A 13,585-nucleotide genomic window follows, 5' to 3' on the forward strand; every position below is an offset into this window, starting at 1 on the left:
GAGCCAGGGATGGCGAGGCAGAGCTTACAGGGACGTACTCGCAGCGAGTCACAGGATCGCCTGTGCGAAAGGCGCACCGCAGGTGATGGGTTACAACTTAGCTAGCCGCTAGGACCAAGCTCATTGGTGAGTTTGGCTTAAAGCCATGCTAGCCGCTGTGCCAGCGGCGTAAAGTCGTGGTGTTCCACACCACACCGGGCAGGGGCTTTGCTTGTCCAAAGCCCCTTGCATCCCCAAAGACACCCCGACGTAGCCGAAATCCCCACTGGCTTATGAAGCAAATTGGCTACACTCAGGACTCGCCTCCTTGCTCGACCTTCGAGCCTCGACATCCCTGTCTCGGCAACGCCAATTTGCAACAACGCCAGCGGCGGCTCCGAAGGGGGAAATTGGTGCAATTCTGTTAGCGCTGAGTAGCTTGAAACATCTGAAGAGTCTGCAGACATACACCTCATTTCCAGGCACAGGCGGAACTGTGACCGTCGAAAACAGGGACGTTTTCGTCGAGGCTACATGGACGTATTCACGCCGTGTCACAGGATCGCCTGTGCGAAAGGCGCACCGCAGGTGATTGGCTACATCGTGGCCGGAAGCTCGGCCAGTACTAACTTAGGAACTTTTAGCTGGGAGCTATGATAGCCGCCGTGCCAGCGGCTTAAAGTCGTGGAGCAAGTGCATCCATGCACAAGGGCCAGTTCGCCATCCCTGGCTCTCGCTCGTAAGCATGTCGCTATGCGACACTCGCCCCTGATTCGACTGAGCTGCGTCAGCATCTGCCGGACAGGAGTCCCAATGCCGTGAAGGGCAGGACGCCCGTGAACGGCCATGCCTCGCTACGCGATTGTCATTAATGCCCTGTGGCCGCTTCGAGCGGGAGTTGCTGCAATTCTGTGAGAATGGAGTAGCTTGAAATATCTGAAGTGCTTACAGAAATGCAGCTCATTTTCAGGCTCTGGCTCCAGTTCTGGTGGGACTGTGACCGTTGAAAACAGGGAAGAATGCAAACACCCAGTCAATTCTGTTGCAAAAACAACCCAAATCAGGGTTTTGTTGCCTTTGTCAAAACTTGACCTTTGGCTAATTGTTTTAACATTCAATGCTGGCTATTGTATAACTAATTCAAATGCTTAGTTTTAGTACTTCCTTAAGCTTAAAGCCGAAAGCAGCAACACTTTTCCGTATTCAACGGAATGCTGGGACAAACGGAGTTTGGACCCGTGCGGTAGCCATGGTTTTACTCAACGTTTTTTGTAAGGCCTGGGTTGTAGGGCCCTTGGTTGTACTGCTTGAAGCGCTTATGACAAGCTCCTCAGAACTGATTTTCTATACAGTATTATTGACGTTCCGGACAAAATGCCGGAAATTTGCAGCTAAGTTTGCGCGTTATTTCTGTAACATTTTAGAAAATAACATTAAATTCATAACGTTAAAAAATACAGCTGGTAGATAATAGGTTTGGAAACCGCGCATGCGCGTTTAGCTGTAAGGGATATTAGGACTAAATTGCATTATATCCAGCTAATACAAACAGATAGAGATGCGCGTTTACACTCCTCCGAGGACTAAAACGCGCATGCGCACTATACAGCTGTTATACCGTATGAAGGATGAGTCTCACGGCATGAATGATCATTTTCGCCCTACGGGCAGGGAAACTATCCAAGACCAAGCTATCGCCCATGACCTTAAAGGCGTAAACCTGAGAAACAAACAATTTGAGCGTTTGGTTGCTAAAAAGAAGCGCTTCACAGATTGCGATTTCAGCTACTCTCAGTTCGACTCAGCATACTTGCATAAGTGTGTTTTTGATTCTTGCAAATTTGTTGGGTGTAAATTTACTAACTCAAACCTTAGAGGTAGTAAGTTTGATGGCTGCGTGTTTGATTACGCAGAGTTTTCCCAAACGCAAGTAGAGCCCGAGATTCTTGATACAGGATGCCCCGGACAGGAAAACCTTCAGCAGAAATTTGCGAGAACGCTTAGGGTGAATTTCCATCAAATTGGAAATTCAGTTGCTGCAAACAAGGCGATTAAAATTGAACTTGAGGCCGGTCGTGTTCATTTGTATAAAGCTTGGCGCTCTCGTGAGGCCTATTACCGAAAGCATTACCCAGGTGTAGCGCGAATTAAGGCTTTCTTAGAGTGGCTTGATTTTGTATTGCTTGATGCGTTCTGGGGGAATGGTGAAAGCTTCATAAAGCTGCTTAGAACGTTGCTTTTGGTAATATTGGCTATTGCATTGGGCGAGGTTTATTTCTTAAAGGATCCAGCCTCACTGACCAGTTACGCTGAGGCAGTAAAAAATGCTCCGCAAGTATTCCTTGGTGTCGCTAAGCCAGATGGGTTTTCAGGCCTGCTATTAGCAGGCATCGCGGCTTTGAGGTATGTAATGCTTGCCTGCTTGGTGTCAATTTTGGTTAAACGGTTTAGTCGTCGATAATGCATATCTACGCTTTTGGCTCAATTTGTCGCGGTGATATTTCTGTTGACTCTGATGTTGATCTGCTGGCCCTTGTGGAAGGTCGGGATTCTCGCCTCAATCCTGAGACATTTTCGATTTATTCGTATGCGAGAATACTTGAGCTCTGGAAAGCTGGTAATGCATTCGCTTGGCATCTGTCTCTCGAGAGCCGCCTGATTTACGCCGCTGATGGGGCTGACTTTCTGAAGAGCTTGGGGTCGCCGTCTAAATACTCGGGAGCAGTAGCCGATTGCTTGAAATTTCGAGATATATTTGAATCCTCATTCCAGTCTGTTCAAAAAGGCGCGCCGAGTCTCGTGTTTGAACTTTCAACCATTTTTCTAGCTTTGCGGAATATCGCAACCTGCTATTCGCTTTCGAGGATGGACAGCCCAACCTTCGGAAGGGATTCGGCGAGAAGGCTTGGCTCGAGAAGCCTGGATGTTGATGAGAATGTTTACTCTTTGCTAATGCAGGCTCGCCTGCTTTCAACGAGAGGAGCCGGGGACAGTATTGGTGATATCGATCTGGCGATTCTATTGCCGGAGTTGAAGCGCTGCCGATCTTGGATCGATGAACTATGCCATGAGGTAAATTTAAATGGATGAATTTGTTAGCCGAATGGCGACTCAAAGACATGTTCTGAACATGGTCAACTCAAGACTGGATCTTGACGAAAAGCTCTTCGGACTGTCCTCCAGTGCGATTGACCGTTGGGCGGTGAACAACCGACTTGGGCCATCTTCTAGAGTGGTTAACCTACTGAAGAATATCTCATCGGAGCTATTTTTTATGGCTACTCGTAGCCAAGAGCCAGTGAGTAGTGAATACGAGTTGAGAAGGGATAAAATTATTGAAGCCGTTGCCGCACTTGCGGGTGCGGTATAACCAGTGGCTGTTGTCGGACGCACCTATGCTGCGCTTCGGTGCGCCGCAAAGCCAAGCGTTAACTGTCATATGAGCTTCAGAGAAGAATTGGAAAAAAAGTGGAAGATTACTATCGCTTTGTTGAGTGAGGCTCGTGCAGTTCTTTGTGAATGCCCGGGTGTTGGCAAATATATCGCCGAGTACGATGAATACCTTGATCACAACGAGCTAGAACTAGCACTGGATATGCTAGAAGAAGCAGCACTTGAGGCAACAAGTAAGCCTCCAGAAGAAATTTGGGTAAAGCTCAAAGATGCTGCAAAGTCTATGGGCTTAGAGGAACGCTGTGAATTCTATAATCAGCAAATACAAAACAGTTAACAAAATAAAAAAATAACAAAGACACCCATTATTAATGGACAGATAGAGAAGTGCTGGCAACAACATAGACACCCAGCATTAGCTGAGCAAGAATTATGAGTGTCCTTATTTTGATTTTGCAGTCCGACACTTGCACAGGGAATCATTATGTCTAGGTAACCCCCAAGGAAGGGAATATTGTGAAATTTTTTAAATTTAGTTCTAAAAGCAAAAAAATTTTGATGCTGCTAATCATATTAGCTCTTACTCCATTTATACCTGAATTGCTCTTGTTTATGGATGTTGCTGGTGTAGAAGTAGCCTTTACATGTATCCTCATCATGATTAAGCCCATGAAACTTTGGATAGAATGCCAAATAGTTAAAATTAAAGAGTTAAGCCGTGTGATGATTCTTGCAGTAAGGCTGCACCCTGTAAGTGATGCTCGAGTGTTTGCAGGTCATTATTTTGCTTTTTCTTTAATATTCCTATTAACAAGCTCACTAATTATGTCAAGTTCAATATGGTTGCCGATTCTAGTCATGGGGAGGTATTGGGTCTAAGGATACTTAACAAGTGACTCTGGTATTTCGCCAATCATTATTTCGCTAATTGTGATAGCTATTATTTCCCGAGAGGAACTCCTTAGCCACGTTATTTGTGCCAACGGCTGTCGGCGACACCGAGGGGGGATTAGTGCAATTCTGTTAGCGCTGAGTAGCTTGAAACATCTGAAGTGTTTGCAGACATACGCCTATTTTCTAGGCACAGGTGGAACTGTGACCTTCCGAGCCAGGGATGGCGAGGCAGAGCTTACAGGGACGTACTCGCAGCGAGTCACAGGATCGCCTGTGCGAAAGGCGCACCGCAGGTGATGGGTTACATCTGTGGTCAAAAGCCCGGCAAGTATTGACGAGGGATTTAAGGCTTAAAGCAATGCTAGCCACTGTGCCAGTGACCTAAAGTCGTGGTGTTGCTATGCAACTCTCGCCGTGTCACTGTATCGCCTGTGCGAAAGGGCCTTTCTCGAACATCCTATTCTTCACGGCATTCAGGCTTCCTGCCTATCCACCCCGCAGCTGATGGGCCATATTATGGCAACCCAGATATCAAGCATAAAAAAACGCACCCAAAGGTGCGTTTCTTGTTAACTCTGCATGTCAGCTTAGTGCTGGAACATGGCAGAGATAGATTCTTCGTTGCTGACGCGGCGGATAGCCTCGGCCAGTACCGCTGACATGGTCAACTGGCTCACTTTGCCTGTCTTGAGCATTTCTGGGCTCAAGGGCACAGTGTCAGTCACTATGACTTCGTCAATCACTGAATTTACTATGTTGCTGGCGGCATTGCCGGAGAATACCGGGTGGGTCGCATAAGCAAAGACGCGGTTGGCGCCGTGTTCTTTCAGGGCTTCAGCAGCCTTACACAGAGTGCCACCTGTGTCGATCATGTCATCAACTATGATGCAGTCACGGCCTTGAACGTCACCTATGATGTGCATTACCTGAGCCACGTTGGCCTGTGGGCGACGCTTGTCGATGATCGCCAGATCTGAGTCGTCGAGCAGCTTGGCTACGGCGCGGGCGCGAACAACACCACCGATATCGGGGGAAACAACAACAGGGTTATCCAGTTTCTTGGCCAGCATATCTTCCAGCAGCACTGGGCTACCGAAGACGTTGTCTACCGGTACATCGAAGAAGCCCTGGATCTGCTCGGCGTGCAGGTCACAGGTCAGTACTCTGTCGACACCCACGCTGGAGAGGAAATCGGCAACCACTTTGGCGGTAATGGGTACACGGGCGCTGCGGACACGGCGGTCCTGACGGGCATAACCAAAGTAAGGGATAACGGCTGTGATACGGCCGGCTGAAGCGCGGCGCAGGGCATCAACCATTACGATCAACTCCATCAGGTTGTCGTTGGTTGGTGCGCAGGTGGACTGAATGATAAACACATCAGCACCACGTACATTTTCGTTTATCTGGACACTGATTTCACCATCGCTGAAACGGCCTACCTCTGCGTCTCCGAGTTTACAAAAAAGACGGTCGGCTATCTTTTTGGCGAGACTGGGGGTAGCGTTCCCAGCAAAGAGCTTGATGTCGGGCACTGTATGAACCTCAGGCGTTTGCTTTATTTTAGTGGCTGGGACAAAAAACGGCGGACCGCTTCATCCCGGAAGAAACTGTTCAGAGGCGAGCCAGTCGACTCTGAAGCGGCGATCTATTTATCCCTTTGGCAACAAAGCCTTTGAAAGATGGTGGCAGCTGTGCCAGACAATCGAGAGCTTGTTGCTGTTTTTCGAACTCCCCGAACACGCAGGCACCGGTTCCGGTCATTCTGGACGGCGCATATTCTAGCAGCCAGCCCAAGGCCTTGGCAACTTGAGGGTAATGGCGACATACCAGCGCCTGACAGTCGTTTTGCCAAGGGGCACTCAGCAGTTGCTCCAGAGAGAGCTTGGGAGTATCTCTTGGTAAATCAGGATCATGGAACACTTTTTCAGTGGAGACATGGGCCTCGGGAACCAGCACCAGGTACCAAGGTTCGGCCGGTTCCACCGGCTGAAGTTTTTCGCCGACCCCTTCGGCAAAGGCCGCCAAACCCTTAATGAAAACAGGAACATCAGCGCCGAGTTTTAAACCAATTTGCGCAAGTTCGGTTTCACTCAGGCCGGTTTGCCACAGGGCGTTGAGGGCCACCAGAGTGGTGGCCGCGTCCGACGAGCCGCCCCCCAGACCGCCGCCCATGGGCAGTTTCTTGTCGAGCCATATCTCGGCCCCCAGTTTACATCCGCTGGCTTGCTGCAATGATTTTGCGGCCTTGAGAATTAAGTTATCGCTATCCGGGACAGCAGCGCCGAGATTGGAGTGTAGTTTGAGCTCGCCATTGGCGGTGACTTTAAAGTCCAACAGATCGCCATGGTCGAGAAACTGAAACAGGGTCTGCAGTTCATGGTAGCCATCTTCCCGGCGACCATTGATATGCAAAAACAGATTAAGCTTGGCCGGGGCCGGCCAGCCAAGCGAAAGACTATTGGGTTTGGATGTTTGGTCTAGAGGACTCATGGCTGCTGGCTTTCCTTGGTGGTGAGTGTGCTCTGGGCTTCGAGTGCCTGCCACTCGGTTAACTGGATCTTGAGTTCGAGCGCGCCGCGATTGAGTTTGAGAAGGCGCGGAATATCGGCACCGCTTTGTTGCTGCCAGTTGAGATACTTCACCTGCCACGGAGGGCTGACGCTGCCATCTTCCAGGCTTTGGGGTTTACCGTCATTGTTTGTGAGCACGAGTTCAGTGTCGGCGGCGCTGAGGCCAAGCACCCAGCGGGGCAGGGCGTTAAGGGGGACGCTCCAACGGCTGAGGCCATCGAGTAAACGCTGCGGGTCTCGGTCGCGGTAGACTTCACCATCCAACTCCAGTAAGGCGCCGTCCGGGCCACTTTTCAGCAGCATCACACTGGTGCCCAACATGGTGGTGAGTCTCAGCTCTTCTGTCGTTGGGGTATGCAGCCAATAGAGATTGGTGCTGAATTTTTCCTCGGGAGTTTTTACCGCCAGCTTGCCTTTCAGCTCCCAGGCCTTGGCTTGTTCTGCGTGCTTGATTTGAGTCGCCTGCCAGCGGGCATCGGGCAGGCTGCTACAGGCGCTGAGCAGGCCAAGGAGCAGCAGGGGCAACAGCAGACGCAGGGTCGACAGAGGTGTAAAACAGGTTTTTGTGAAGTACTTCAAAATAATCATCTGTTGTTCACTGTGTTGGCCGCCTATGATACGAGGGCTTTGGCAGAATACCAATAAGCGCCGACCCCTCTGGTGTCGCCCTTGTGGCTTTTGCCAGCGCCTGTTCAGCTTAATTGATAAATTGGTTGAGAAGTTAGACCTTTATTCGGTTTTGTTAAGCGTATTCTGTTTTTAAGGTGGCCAATTCAGTAGAATGGCCGCATCCTACAGCGACGCCAAGAGTCCAGAACGAGTTCAGATGAGCCTTGTAGCAATTGGTATAAACCATAAAACCGCCACTGTTGACCTGCGTGAGAAAGTTGCCTTTGCCCCGGACAAGATCCATGAAGCCATGCGCAGCCTGGCCAAGGAGACTCAGAGCGGGGAAGCCGTCATCGTTTCCACCTGTAACCGCACCGAGCTTTACTGCAACACAGAAAATGCCGAGCAGGTTGTGCGTTGGTTGGAAGACTATCATGGCCTGAGCCATGAAGAGGTGGCCCCTTGCCTCTACCAACACTGTGGTCAACCCGCGGTGCAACACCTGATGCGGGTTGCATCCGGGCTCGACTCTCTGGTGCTGGGCGAACCGCAGATCCTCGGTCAGGTCAAACAGGCGTTTGCCAAGGCCAAGGAATCCGGCACAGTGGCACTGACACTGGATCGTCTGTTTCAAAATACTTTTGCCGTGGCCAAGAAGGTGCGCACCGAAACGGAAATCGGCACAGCGGCGGTTTCCGTTGCCTTTGCCGCCGTCAGCATGGCCAAACATATCTTCTCTTCTCTGGCTGCGACCAAGGTGCTGCTCATTGGCGCCGGTGAAACCATAGAACTGGTTGCCCGCCACCTGAAGGAAAACGGCGTCACCAGCATGGTGGTGGCCAACCGCACCATTTCCCGCGCCGAAGCCATGTGCGAAGAGTTCAATGCCCAGGCGATTACCCTGGAGCAGATACCAGATTTTCTCCCCAAGGCCGATATCGTGATATCCTCTACCGCCAGTCCGCTGCCCATCCTGGGCAAGGGCATGGTAGAAAAAGCGCTTAAGCAGCGCCGCCATCAACCTATGTTATTGGTTGATATAGCGGTTCCCCGTGATATTGAGGCAGAAGTCGGTGATTTGGACGATGCTTTCCTATACACGGTCGATGATCTGCAAAGCATAATCGAACAGAATATGGCCTCCCGTAGAGAGGCCGCCGAGCAAGCGGAAGTCATTGCCGAAGAGCATTCACACCAGTTTATGGAGTGGGTTCGCTCACTGGAATCGGTCGACAGCATTCGCGAATATCGTACCCAGAGCATGGCGATTAAAGATGAGCTGGTTGAACGGGCAATGAACAAGTTGGCGCAGGGAGCAGACACAGAGCAGGTGCTGCTGGAACTGGCCAACCGTCTGACCAACCGACTGATCCATGCACCGACCCAGGCCCTGACTGCAGCCAGTCGTCAGGGTGATCTCAATGCTTTGGGTCAATTGAGAACCGCGCTCGGCTTGGATAAACACTAAGGTTAGCGAGCTAAATGAAGGAATCCGTTATCCGCAAGCTGGAAGGCTTGCTTGAGCGTAATGAAGAAGTATTGGCCCTGCTCAGTGACGCAGATGTCATAGCGGATCAGGACAGGTTCAGAGCCCTGTCACGGGAATATGCTCAGCTTGAAGATGTGGTCAAAGGCTTTAAGGCCTACCAGCAGGCGCAGGCGGATCTGCAAACCGCACAGGAGATGCTGGCCGAGGAAGATCCTGAGCTGAAAGAGATGGCTCAGGAAGAGATCAAGGCGGCCCGCGCTCAGCTGGAGCAGCTGGAAGGCGAGTTGCAAATTCTGCTGTTGCCCAAAGATCCCAATGATGCCAGCAACGCCTTTCTGGAAATCCGTGCCGGTGCCGGTGGTGATGAAGCCGCTATCTTTGCCGGTGATCTTTTCCGTATGTACAGCCGTTATGCCGAGAGCCAGCGCTGGCAGGTCGAAGTCATGAGCGCCAGCGAGGGCGAGCATGGCGGTTTCAAAGAGGTGATTGCCAAGGTCAGCGGTGACGGTGTTTACGGCAAACTCAAGTTTGAGTCCGGTGGTCACAGGGTACAAAGGGTGCCGGAAACCGAATCTCAGGGGCGGGTGCACACCTCGGCCTGTACCGTGGCCGTTATGCACGAAGTGCCCGAGGCCCAGGCGGTGGAAATCAACCCGGCCGAGCTGCGTATCGATACCTTCCGCTCTTCCGGTGCCGGTGGTCAGCACGTTAACAAAACCGACTCGGCGATTCGTATTACCCACTTGCCCACAGGCTTGGTGGTGGAATGCCAGGATCAGCGCTCGCAGCACAAGAACAAGGCTCAGGCCTTGAGCGTACTGGCGGCCCGTTTGCAGGCGGCCGAAGATGAAAAGCGCCGCAGCGCCGAAGAATCTACCCGTCGCTCTCTGGTGGGCAGCGGTGACCGCTCAGAGCGGATCCGCACCTATAATTTCCCTCAGGGAAGGGTGAGCGACCACAGGATCAACCTGACACTGTACCGCCTCAACGAGGTGATAGAAGGAGACTTGGAGCAGCTGCTTGAGCCCTTGATGCAAGAGCATCAGGCCGACATGCTGGCGGCTCTGTCCGACGAATAAAAGGACTGTCTGTGACTAAACTCAATATTGCCGAGGCCCTGCAATGGGCCTCTTCTATGCTGGCCACATCGTCCGAGTCTGCCCATGCAGATGCCGAAGCCCTGTTACTGCATTGCTTGGGCAAGAGCCGCAGTTTTATCTATACCTGGCCCGAAAGAAGTTTGTCGGCCGAGCAGCACAAGCAGTTCACCCAGATGGTGCAGCGTCGCAGCCAAGGCGTGCCCGTGGCCCATATTGTCGGTGAGCGCGAGTTCTGGTCACTGCCTTTTATCGTCAACGAATCCACTCTTATTCCGCGCCCGGACACCGAAATTCTGGTGGAAACCGCGCTCAACCTGCCGCTTTCAGATGATATCGCCGTGCTGGATCTCGGCACAGGTACCGGCGCTATAGCGCTGGCACTGGCCCATGAGCGACAAGGCTGGCAGGTGACTGCTGTTGATAAGGTCGAGGCCGCGGTGGAGCTGGCCTGTGCCAACCGGGATAATTTGAAACTGCCGCAGGTGGAGATCCTCCAGAGCGACTGGTTTTCGGCGGTTCAGGGGCGTAAGTTCCAGCTGATTGTTTCCAACCCTCCCTATATCGAGGAGGATGACGAGCATCTTGAGATGGGCGATGTGCGCTTCGAACCCCGCAGCGCCTTGACCGCCGCCGATCAGGGCTTTGCCGACCTGTTCCATATCGCAGCCCATGCCAGGGAGCACCTGCTGCCGGGCGGTTATCTGCTGCTGGAGCATGGTTATGCCCAGGCCGTGAACCTCAGGGAAAAACTTGCCGAGCTCGGTTATCAGCAGGTGGCCACAGTGCGCGACTTTGGCTCCAATGATAGATGCACCCTGGGTTTTTGGCCCGGTTGAGTGTCTGTGCCCGGGGTTATCTCCCGGGCTTGAAAACCGCCGATATCGTCCCCATTTCCTGTCATAATTCCGCCTTTTCGACAGCGGCTTGGCCTTGGTGCTGAGCACTGCGATAGGGTACACTGTCGCCTTTGTTCACCTACAGATAGCTATCCGATGGAAACTTTTTACAGCCTGTATCCGGCAGTTAAACACCTGCACATGACCCTGATCGCCGTCAGCGTATTGCTGTTCATTGTGCGTTTCGTGCTTAAGCTGCGTCAGTCAGCCATTATGGACAAGAAACTGCTGAAGGTAGGTCCCCATGTGATCGATACTTTCCTGCTGCTGTCCGGATTGACTCTGTGTTTTATGATCAAGCAGTATCCCTTCGTCGATCCATGGATGACGGAGAAGATAGGCGCAGTGGTCGCTTACATACTGCTGGGCGTGATGGCGCTCAAGTCCAACCGTAATCTGATCTTCCGGATCTTCGCCTTCCTCGGTGCTCTGGGCTGGGTGGTTTATGCGGCAAAACTGGCACACTTCAAACAAGCGGTAATTCTGGGGTAATGCAACAATATTCTCTTAAGCAAGACGAACTCTCTCTGCCCGAGTCGGCATTTGAGCTTTGCCAACATCTGGGCTTTGGCCTGGCCAAACAGGCCAACTGGGCCTGGCTGGAACTGTCCGGCTCAGTGCTCAGTCATTATCTGGTCGATCAGCAGCGGCGCTTTCAGGCGCTGCTGAATTGGTTTTACAAGGATCTGGGGTTTGCCCCCAGAGAAGATTATTTTTCCCGGCAGGCGGCCGATCTCGGCCAGTGTATTCTCAGCCGCCAGGGGAACAGCACCACGTTGGCAACTGTGCTTATGTTGCTTGGCAAACAGCTGGACTTGAAATTCGACCCTGTGCTGTTGCCGGGCACCACAGTGCTGGCCTGCCACGTGGCCGGTGAACTCATCTATCTCGACCCGCTTCGGGGGGAGCGCCTCAGCAAAGAGCGCTTGCATGCCCTGGTTCGCGGCGAGCTTGGCAACAGTGCGCCGCTGAAGGCGTCTTACCTCAAGCCGGTTGGCACCCAGAGGCTGATGACCCGCATGCTGCATGAACTCAAGGCCGGTGCCATAGTCGCCCATGAATTTGAAGTCGCGATGGAGTGCTGCAATTTGCTGCTTGAATGGCATGCCGACGATCTCAGCCTGCATCGGGAGCGCGCCTTTATTGCCCAGCAACTGGGGGCGATTCATGTCGCCAGCGCCGATCTGCAGTATTTTGTCGACAACAGCCCGCACGACCCTGTGGTCGAGCTGGTGAAGATGCAACTCAGAGAATTGGGAGACGACCCTCAAACCTTCCATTGAACCTGCCCGTGAGGGCAGTGAGAAAAATATAAATATTAAAATAAAACAATAAATTGCAATCGCAAGGGAGATAGGACCTATGAGCAGTACCTCACAGGCGGCCACTGAAATGACTGCGTTGGTGACCAATGACGCCACCGCGCTCGGCATTCTGGCCGCCATTCTCGGCTTCGTTTTTTACACCAACAGCAGCAGCCATCCTTTCTGGCAAAAGTTTTACCGTTTCATCCCGGCCTTGTTGCTGTGTTACTTCCTGCCATCCTTGCTCAATACCTTTGGGATTGTCGATGGCAGTACCTCCAAACTTTACTATGTGGCGTCCCGTTATCTGCTGCCAGCCTGTTTGGTATTGTTGATCCTCAGCGTCGACCTCAAAGCCATTCTGGGGCTGGGTCCCAAGGCGGTAGTGATGTTTTTGACCGGCACCATGGGCATTGTCATAGGTGGCCCGATTGCCCTGCTTATCATGTCGGCAATCGACCCGACATTGACCGCTGGCCACGGCCCGGACGCAGTCTGGCGCGGCATGACGACACTCGCCGGCAGCTGGATTGGCGGTGGTGCCAACCAGGCGGCGATGAAAGAGATTTATGAAGTGGGCGGCAATATCTTCTCCGTGATGGTCACTGTTGATGTGATAGTCGCCAACATCTGGATGGCCGTGCTGCTGTTTATGGCATCCAGGGCCAAGGAGATAGATGCCAAGACAGGTGCAGATACCAGCGCCATTGAAAGCCTCAAGGCCAAGGTGGAGCAATATCATGCCGAAAACGCCCGCATTCCCAGCCTGCGCGACATTATGCTGATAGTGGCTGTGGGCTTTGGTATTACCGGTCTGGCCCATGTCGGCGCCGACCTGCTGGCTCCCTGGTTCGCAACCAACTATCCCTGGACCGAACAATACAGTCTGACCTCCGGATTCTTCTGGCTGGTGGTGATCGTCACCACCATAGGATTGCTGTTGTCATTCAGCCCTGCACGTCATTTGGAAGCGGCCGGCGCCTCCAAGATAGCCTCGGCCTACCTCTACATACTGGTGGCCACAATCGGTTTGCATATGGATGTATCCCAAATTCTGGATACGCCGATTTACTTCCTGGTGGGCATTATCTGGATGCTTGTGCATTCGGGATTGATGCTGCTGGTGGCCAAGCTTATCCGTGCGCCGCTGTTTTACATGGCGGTGGGCAGCCAGGCCAACGTTGGCGGCGCGGCGTCTGCGCCCGTAGTGGCTGCGGCCTTCCATCCGGCACTGGCACCCGTAGGTGTACTGCTGGCGGTATTCGGCTATGCTTTAGGCACTTATATGGCCTGGCTCTGTGGCCAGTTGCTGCAGGCCGTGGCCGGCTGATTTAAGTTAACGCCGCAT

Annotated in this window: 14 protein-coding genes; 11 read left to right on the plus strand and 3 right to left on the minus strand. The window is 52.4% G+C overall.

Translation table 11 applies throughout. The features are described 5' to 3' along the window. Positions 1-1,621 precede the first annotated feature (1,621 nt). From ACMHXI_RS17555 to ACMHXI_RS17575, 5 genes are all read left to right on the plus strand, one after another. Positions 1,622-2,440, plus strand: coding sequence for a pentapeptide repeat-containing protein (locus ACMHXI_RS17555; protein ID WP_368883010.1), 819 nt, complete (start codon positions 1,622-1,624; stop codon positions 2,438-2,440). Then, positions 2,440-3,069 (plus strand): nucleotidyltransferase domain-containing protein, encoded by a 630-nt coding sequence (locus tag ACMHXI_RS17560; RefSeq protein ID WP_368873263.1) that lies wholly within the window; start codon positions 2,440-2,442, stop codon positions 3,067-3,069. The genes ACMHXI_RS17555 and ACMHXI_RS17560 overlap by 1 nt, the downstream gene beginning before the upstream one ends. After that, entirely contained in the window at positions 3,062-3,349 is a 288-nt protein-coding gene (locus tag ACMHXI_RS17565; protein ID WP_368873262.1) for a hypothetical protein, read from the plus strand. The genes ACMHXI_RS17560 and ACMHXI_RS17565 overlap by 8 nt, the downstream gene beginning before the upstream one ends. Positions 3,350-3,418: 69 nt before the next feature. After that, the gene (locus ACMHXI_RS17570; protein WP_039034289.1) at positions 3,419-3,709 is read left to right on the plus strand and encodes a hypothetical protein; all 291 of its coding nucleotides are present in this window, start codon (positions 3,419-3,421) and stop codon (positions 3,707-3,709) included. A gap of 179 nt (positions 3,710-3,888) precedes the next feature. Further along, on the plus strand, positions 3,889-4,251 hold the full coding sequence (locus tag ACMHXI_RS17575) for a hypothetical protein (RefSeq protein ID WP_345855833.1): 363 nt from the start codon (positions 3,889-3,891) through the stop codon (positions 4,249-4,251). 602 nt (positions 4,252-4,853) lie between these two features. On the opposite strand, the gene ACMHXI_RS17580 is transcribed toward ACMHXI_RS17575, so the two are convergent. The 3 genes from ACMHXI_RS17580 to lolB all read right to left on the minus strand — a co-directional run bounded on the left by ACMHXI_RS17580 (position 4,854) and on the right by lolB (position 7,427). Further along, positions 4,854-5,801, minus strand: a complete 948-nt coding sequence (locus ACMHXI_RS17580) for a ribose-phosphate pyrophosphokinase (protein ID WP_028779717.1) — start codon at positions 5,799-5,801, stop codon at positions 4,854-4,856. Positions 5,802-5,880: 79 nt separating this feature from the next. Beyond that, the gene (ispE, locus tag ACMHXI_RS17585; protein ID WP_144136037.1) at positions 5,881-6,759 is read right to left on the minus strand and encodes a 4-(cytidine 5'-diphospho)-2-C-methyl-D-erythritol kinase; all 879 of its coding nucleotides are present in this window, start codon (positions 6,757-6,759) and stop codon (positions 5,881-5,883) included. After that, positions 6,756-7,427 (minus strand): lipoprotein insertase outer membrane protein LolB, encoded by a 672-nt coding sequence (lolB, locus tag ACMHXI_RS17590; protein WP_413735634.1) that lies wholly within the window; start codon positions 7,425-7,427, stop codon positions 6,756-6,758. Before lolB ends, ispE begins: the two co-directional genes overlap by 4 nt. 238 nt (positions 7,428-7,665) lie before the next feature. On the opposite strand from lolB, the gene hemA reads away from it, so the two are divergent. From hemA to ACMHXI_RS17620, 6 genes are all read left to right on the plus strand, one after another. Beyond that, the gene (hemA, locus tag ACMHXI_RS17595) at positions 7,666-8,916 is read left to right on the plus strand and encodes a glutamyl-tRNA reductase (protein ID WP_028779720.1); all 1,251 of its coding nucleotides are present in this window, start codon (positions 7,666-7,668) and stop codon (positions 8,914-8,916) included. A gap of 14 nt (positions 8,917-8,930) precedes the next feature. Then, the gene (gene prfA, locus ACMHXI_RS17600; RefSeq protein WP_025011691.1) at positions 8,931-10,016 is read left to right on the plus strand and encodes a peptide chain release factor 1; all 1,086 of its coding nucleotides are present in this window, start codon (positions 8,931-8,933) and stop codon (positions 10,014-10,016) included. Positions 10,017-10,027: 11 nt separating this feature from the next. Continuing rightward, positions 10,028-10,873, plus strand: coding sequence for a peptide chain release factor N(5)-glutamine methyltransferase (gene prmC / locus ACMHXI_RS17605; RefSeq protein WP_219001877.1), 846 nt, complete (start codon positions 10,028-10,030; stop codon positions 10,871-10,873). Positions 10,874-11,029: 156 nt separating this feature from the next. Next, positions 11,030-11,425: a SirB2 family protein gene (locus tag ACMHXI_RS17610; protein WP_025889918.1), complete on the plus strand. Its 396-nt coding sequence runs from the start codon at positions 11,030-11,032 to the stop codon at positions 11,423-11,425. Continuing rightward, complete coding sequence (locus tag ACMHXI_RS17615) at positions 11,425-12,216, plus strand: tetratricopeptide repeat protein (protein WP_096140857.1); 792 nt, start codon at positions 11,425-11,427, stop codon at positions 12,214-12,216. The genes ACMHXI_RS17610 and ACMHXI_RS17615 overlap by 1 nt, the downstream gene beginning before the upstream one ends. Before the next feature lie 79 nt (positions 12,217-12,295). After that, positions 12,296-13,567: a DUF819 domain-containing protein gene (locus ACMHXI_RS17620; RefSeq protein ID WP_371872575.1), complete on the plus strand. Its 1,272-nt coding sequence runs from the start codon at positions 12,296-12,298 to the stop codon at positions 13,565-13,567. The last annotated feature ends 18 nt before the right edge of the window (positions 13,568-13,585 follow it).

The sequence above is a fragment of the Shewanella sp. BJSY2023SW005 genome, assembly GCF_047314585.1.
GTDB lineage: Bacteria > Pseudomonadota > Gammaproteobacteria > Enterobacterales > Shewanellaceae > Shewanella > Shewanella algae.

What these genes read in the sequence shown, in the direction of transcription:
- prfA (WP_025011691.1), top strand. Translation starts at nt 8,931, where the DNA reads ATGAAGGAATCCGTTATCCGCAAGCTGGAAGGCTTGCTTGAGCGTAAT.
- ACMHXI_RS17560 (WP_368873263.1), top strand. Translation starts at nt 2,440, where the DNA reads ATGCATATCTACGCTTTTGGCTCAATTTGTCGCGGTGATATTTCTGTT.
- ACMHXI_RS17615 (WP_096140857.1), top strand. Translation starts at nt 11,425, where the DNA reads ATGCAACAATATTCTCTTAAGCAAGACGAACTCTCTCTGCCCGAGTCG.
- ACMHXI_RS17610 (WP_025889918.1), top strand. Translation starts at nt 11,030, where the DNA reads ATGGAAACTTTTTACAGCCTGTATCCGGCAGTTAAACACCTGCACATG.
- ACMHXI_RS17570 (WP_039034289.1), top strand. Translation starts at nt 3,419, where the DNA reads ATGAGCTTCAGAGAAGAATTGGAAAAAAAGTGGAAGATTACTATCGCT.
- ACMHXI_RS17555 (WP_368883010.1), top strand. Translation starts at nt 1,622, where the DNA reads ATGAATGATCATTTTCGCCCTACGGGCAGGGAAACTATCCAAGACCAA.
- ACMHXI_RS17565 (WP_368873262.1), top strand. Translation starts at nt 3,062, where the DNA reads ATGGATGAATTTGTTAGCCGAATGGCGACTCAAAGACATGTTCTGAAC.
- ispE (WP_144136037.1), bottom strand. Translation starts at nt 6,759, where the DNA reads ATGAGTCCTCTAGACCAAACATCCAAACCCAATAGTCTTTCGCTTGGC.
- hemA (WP_028779720.1), top strand. Translation starts at nt 7,666, where the DNA reads ATGAGCCTTGTAGCAATTGGTATAAACCATAAAACCGCCACTGTTGAC.
- ACMHXI_RS17620 (WP_371872575.1), top strand. Translation starts at nt 12,296, where the DNA reads ATGAGCAGTACCTCACAGGCGGCCACTGAAATGACTGCGTTGGTGACC.
- lolB (WP_413735634.1), bottom strand. Translation starts at nt 7,427, where the DNA reads ATGATTATTTTGAAGTACTTCACAAAAACCTGTTTTACACCTCTGTCG.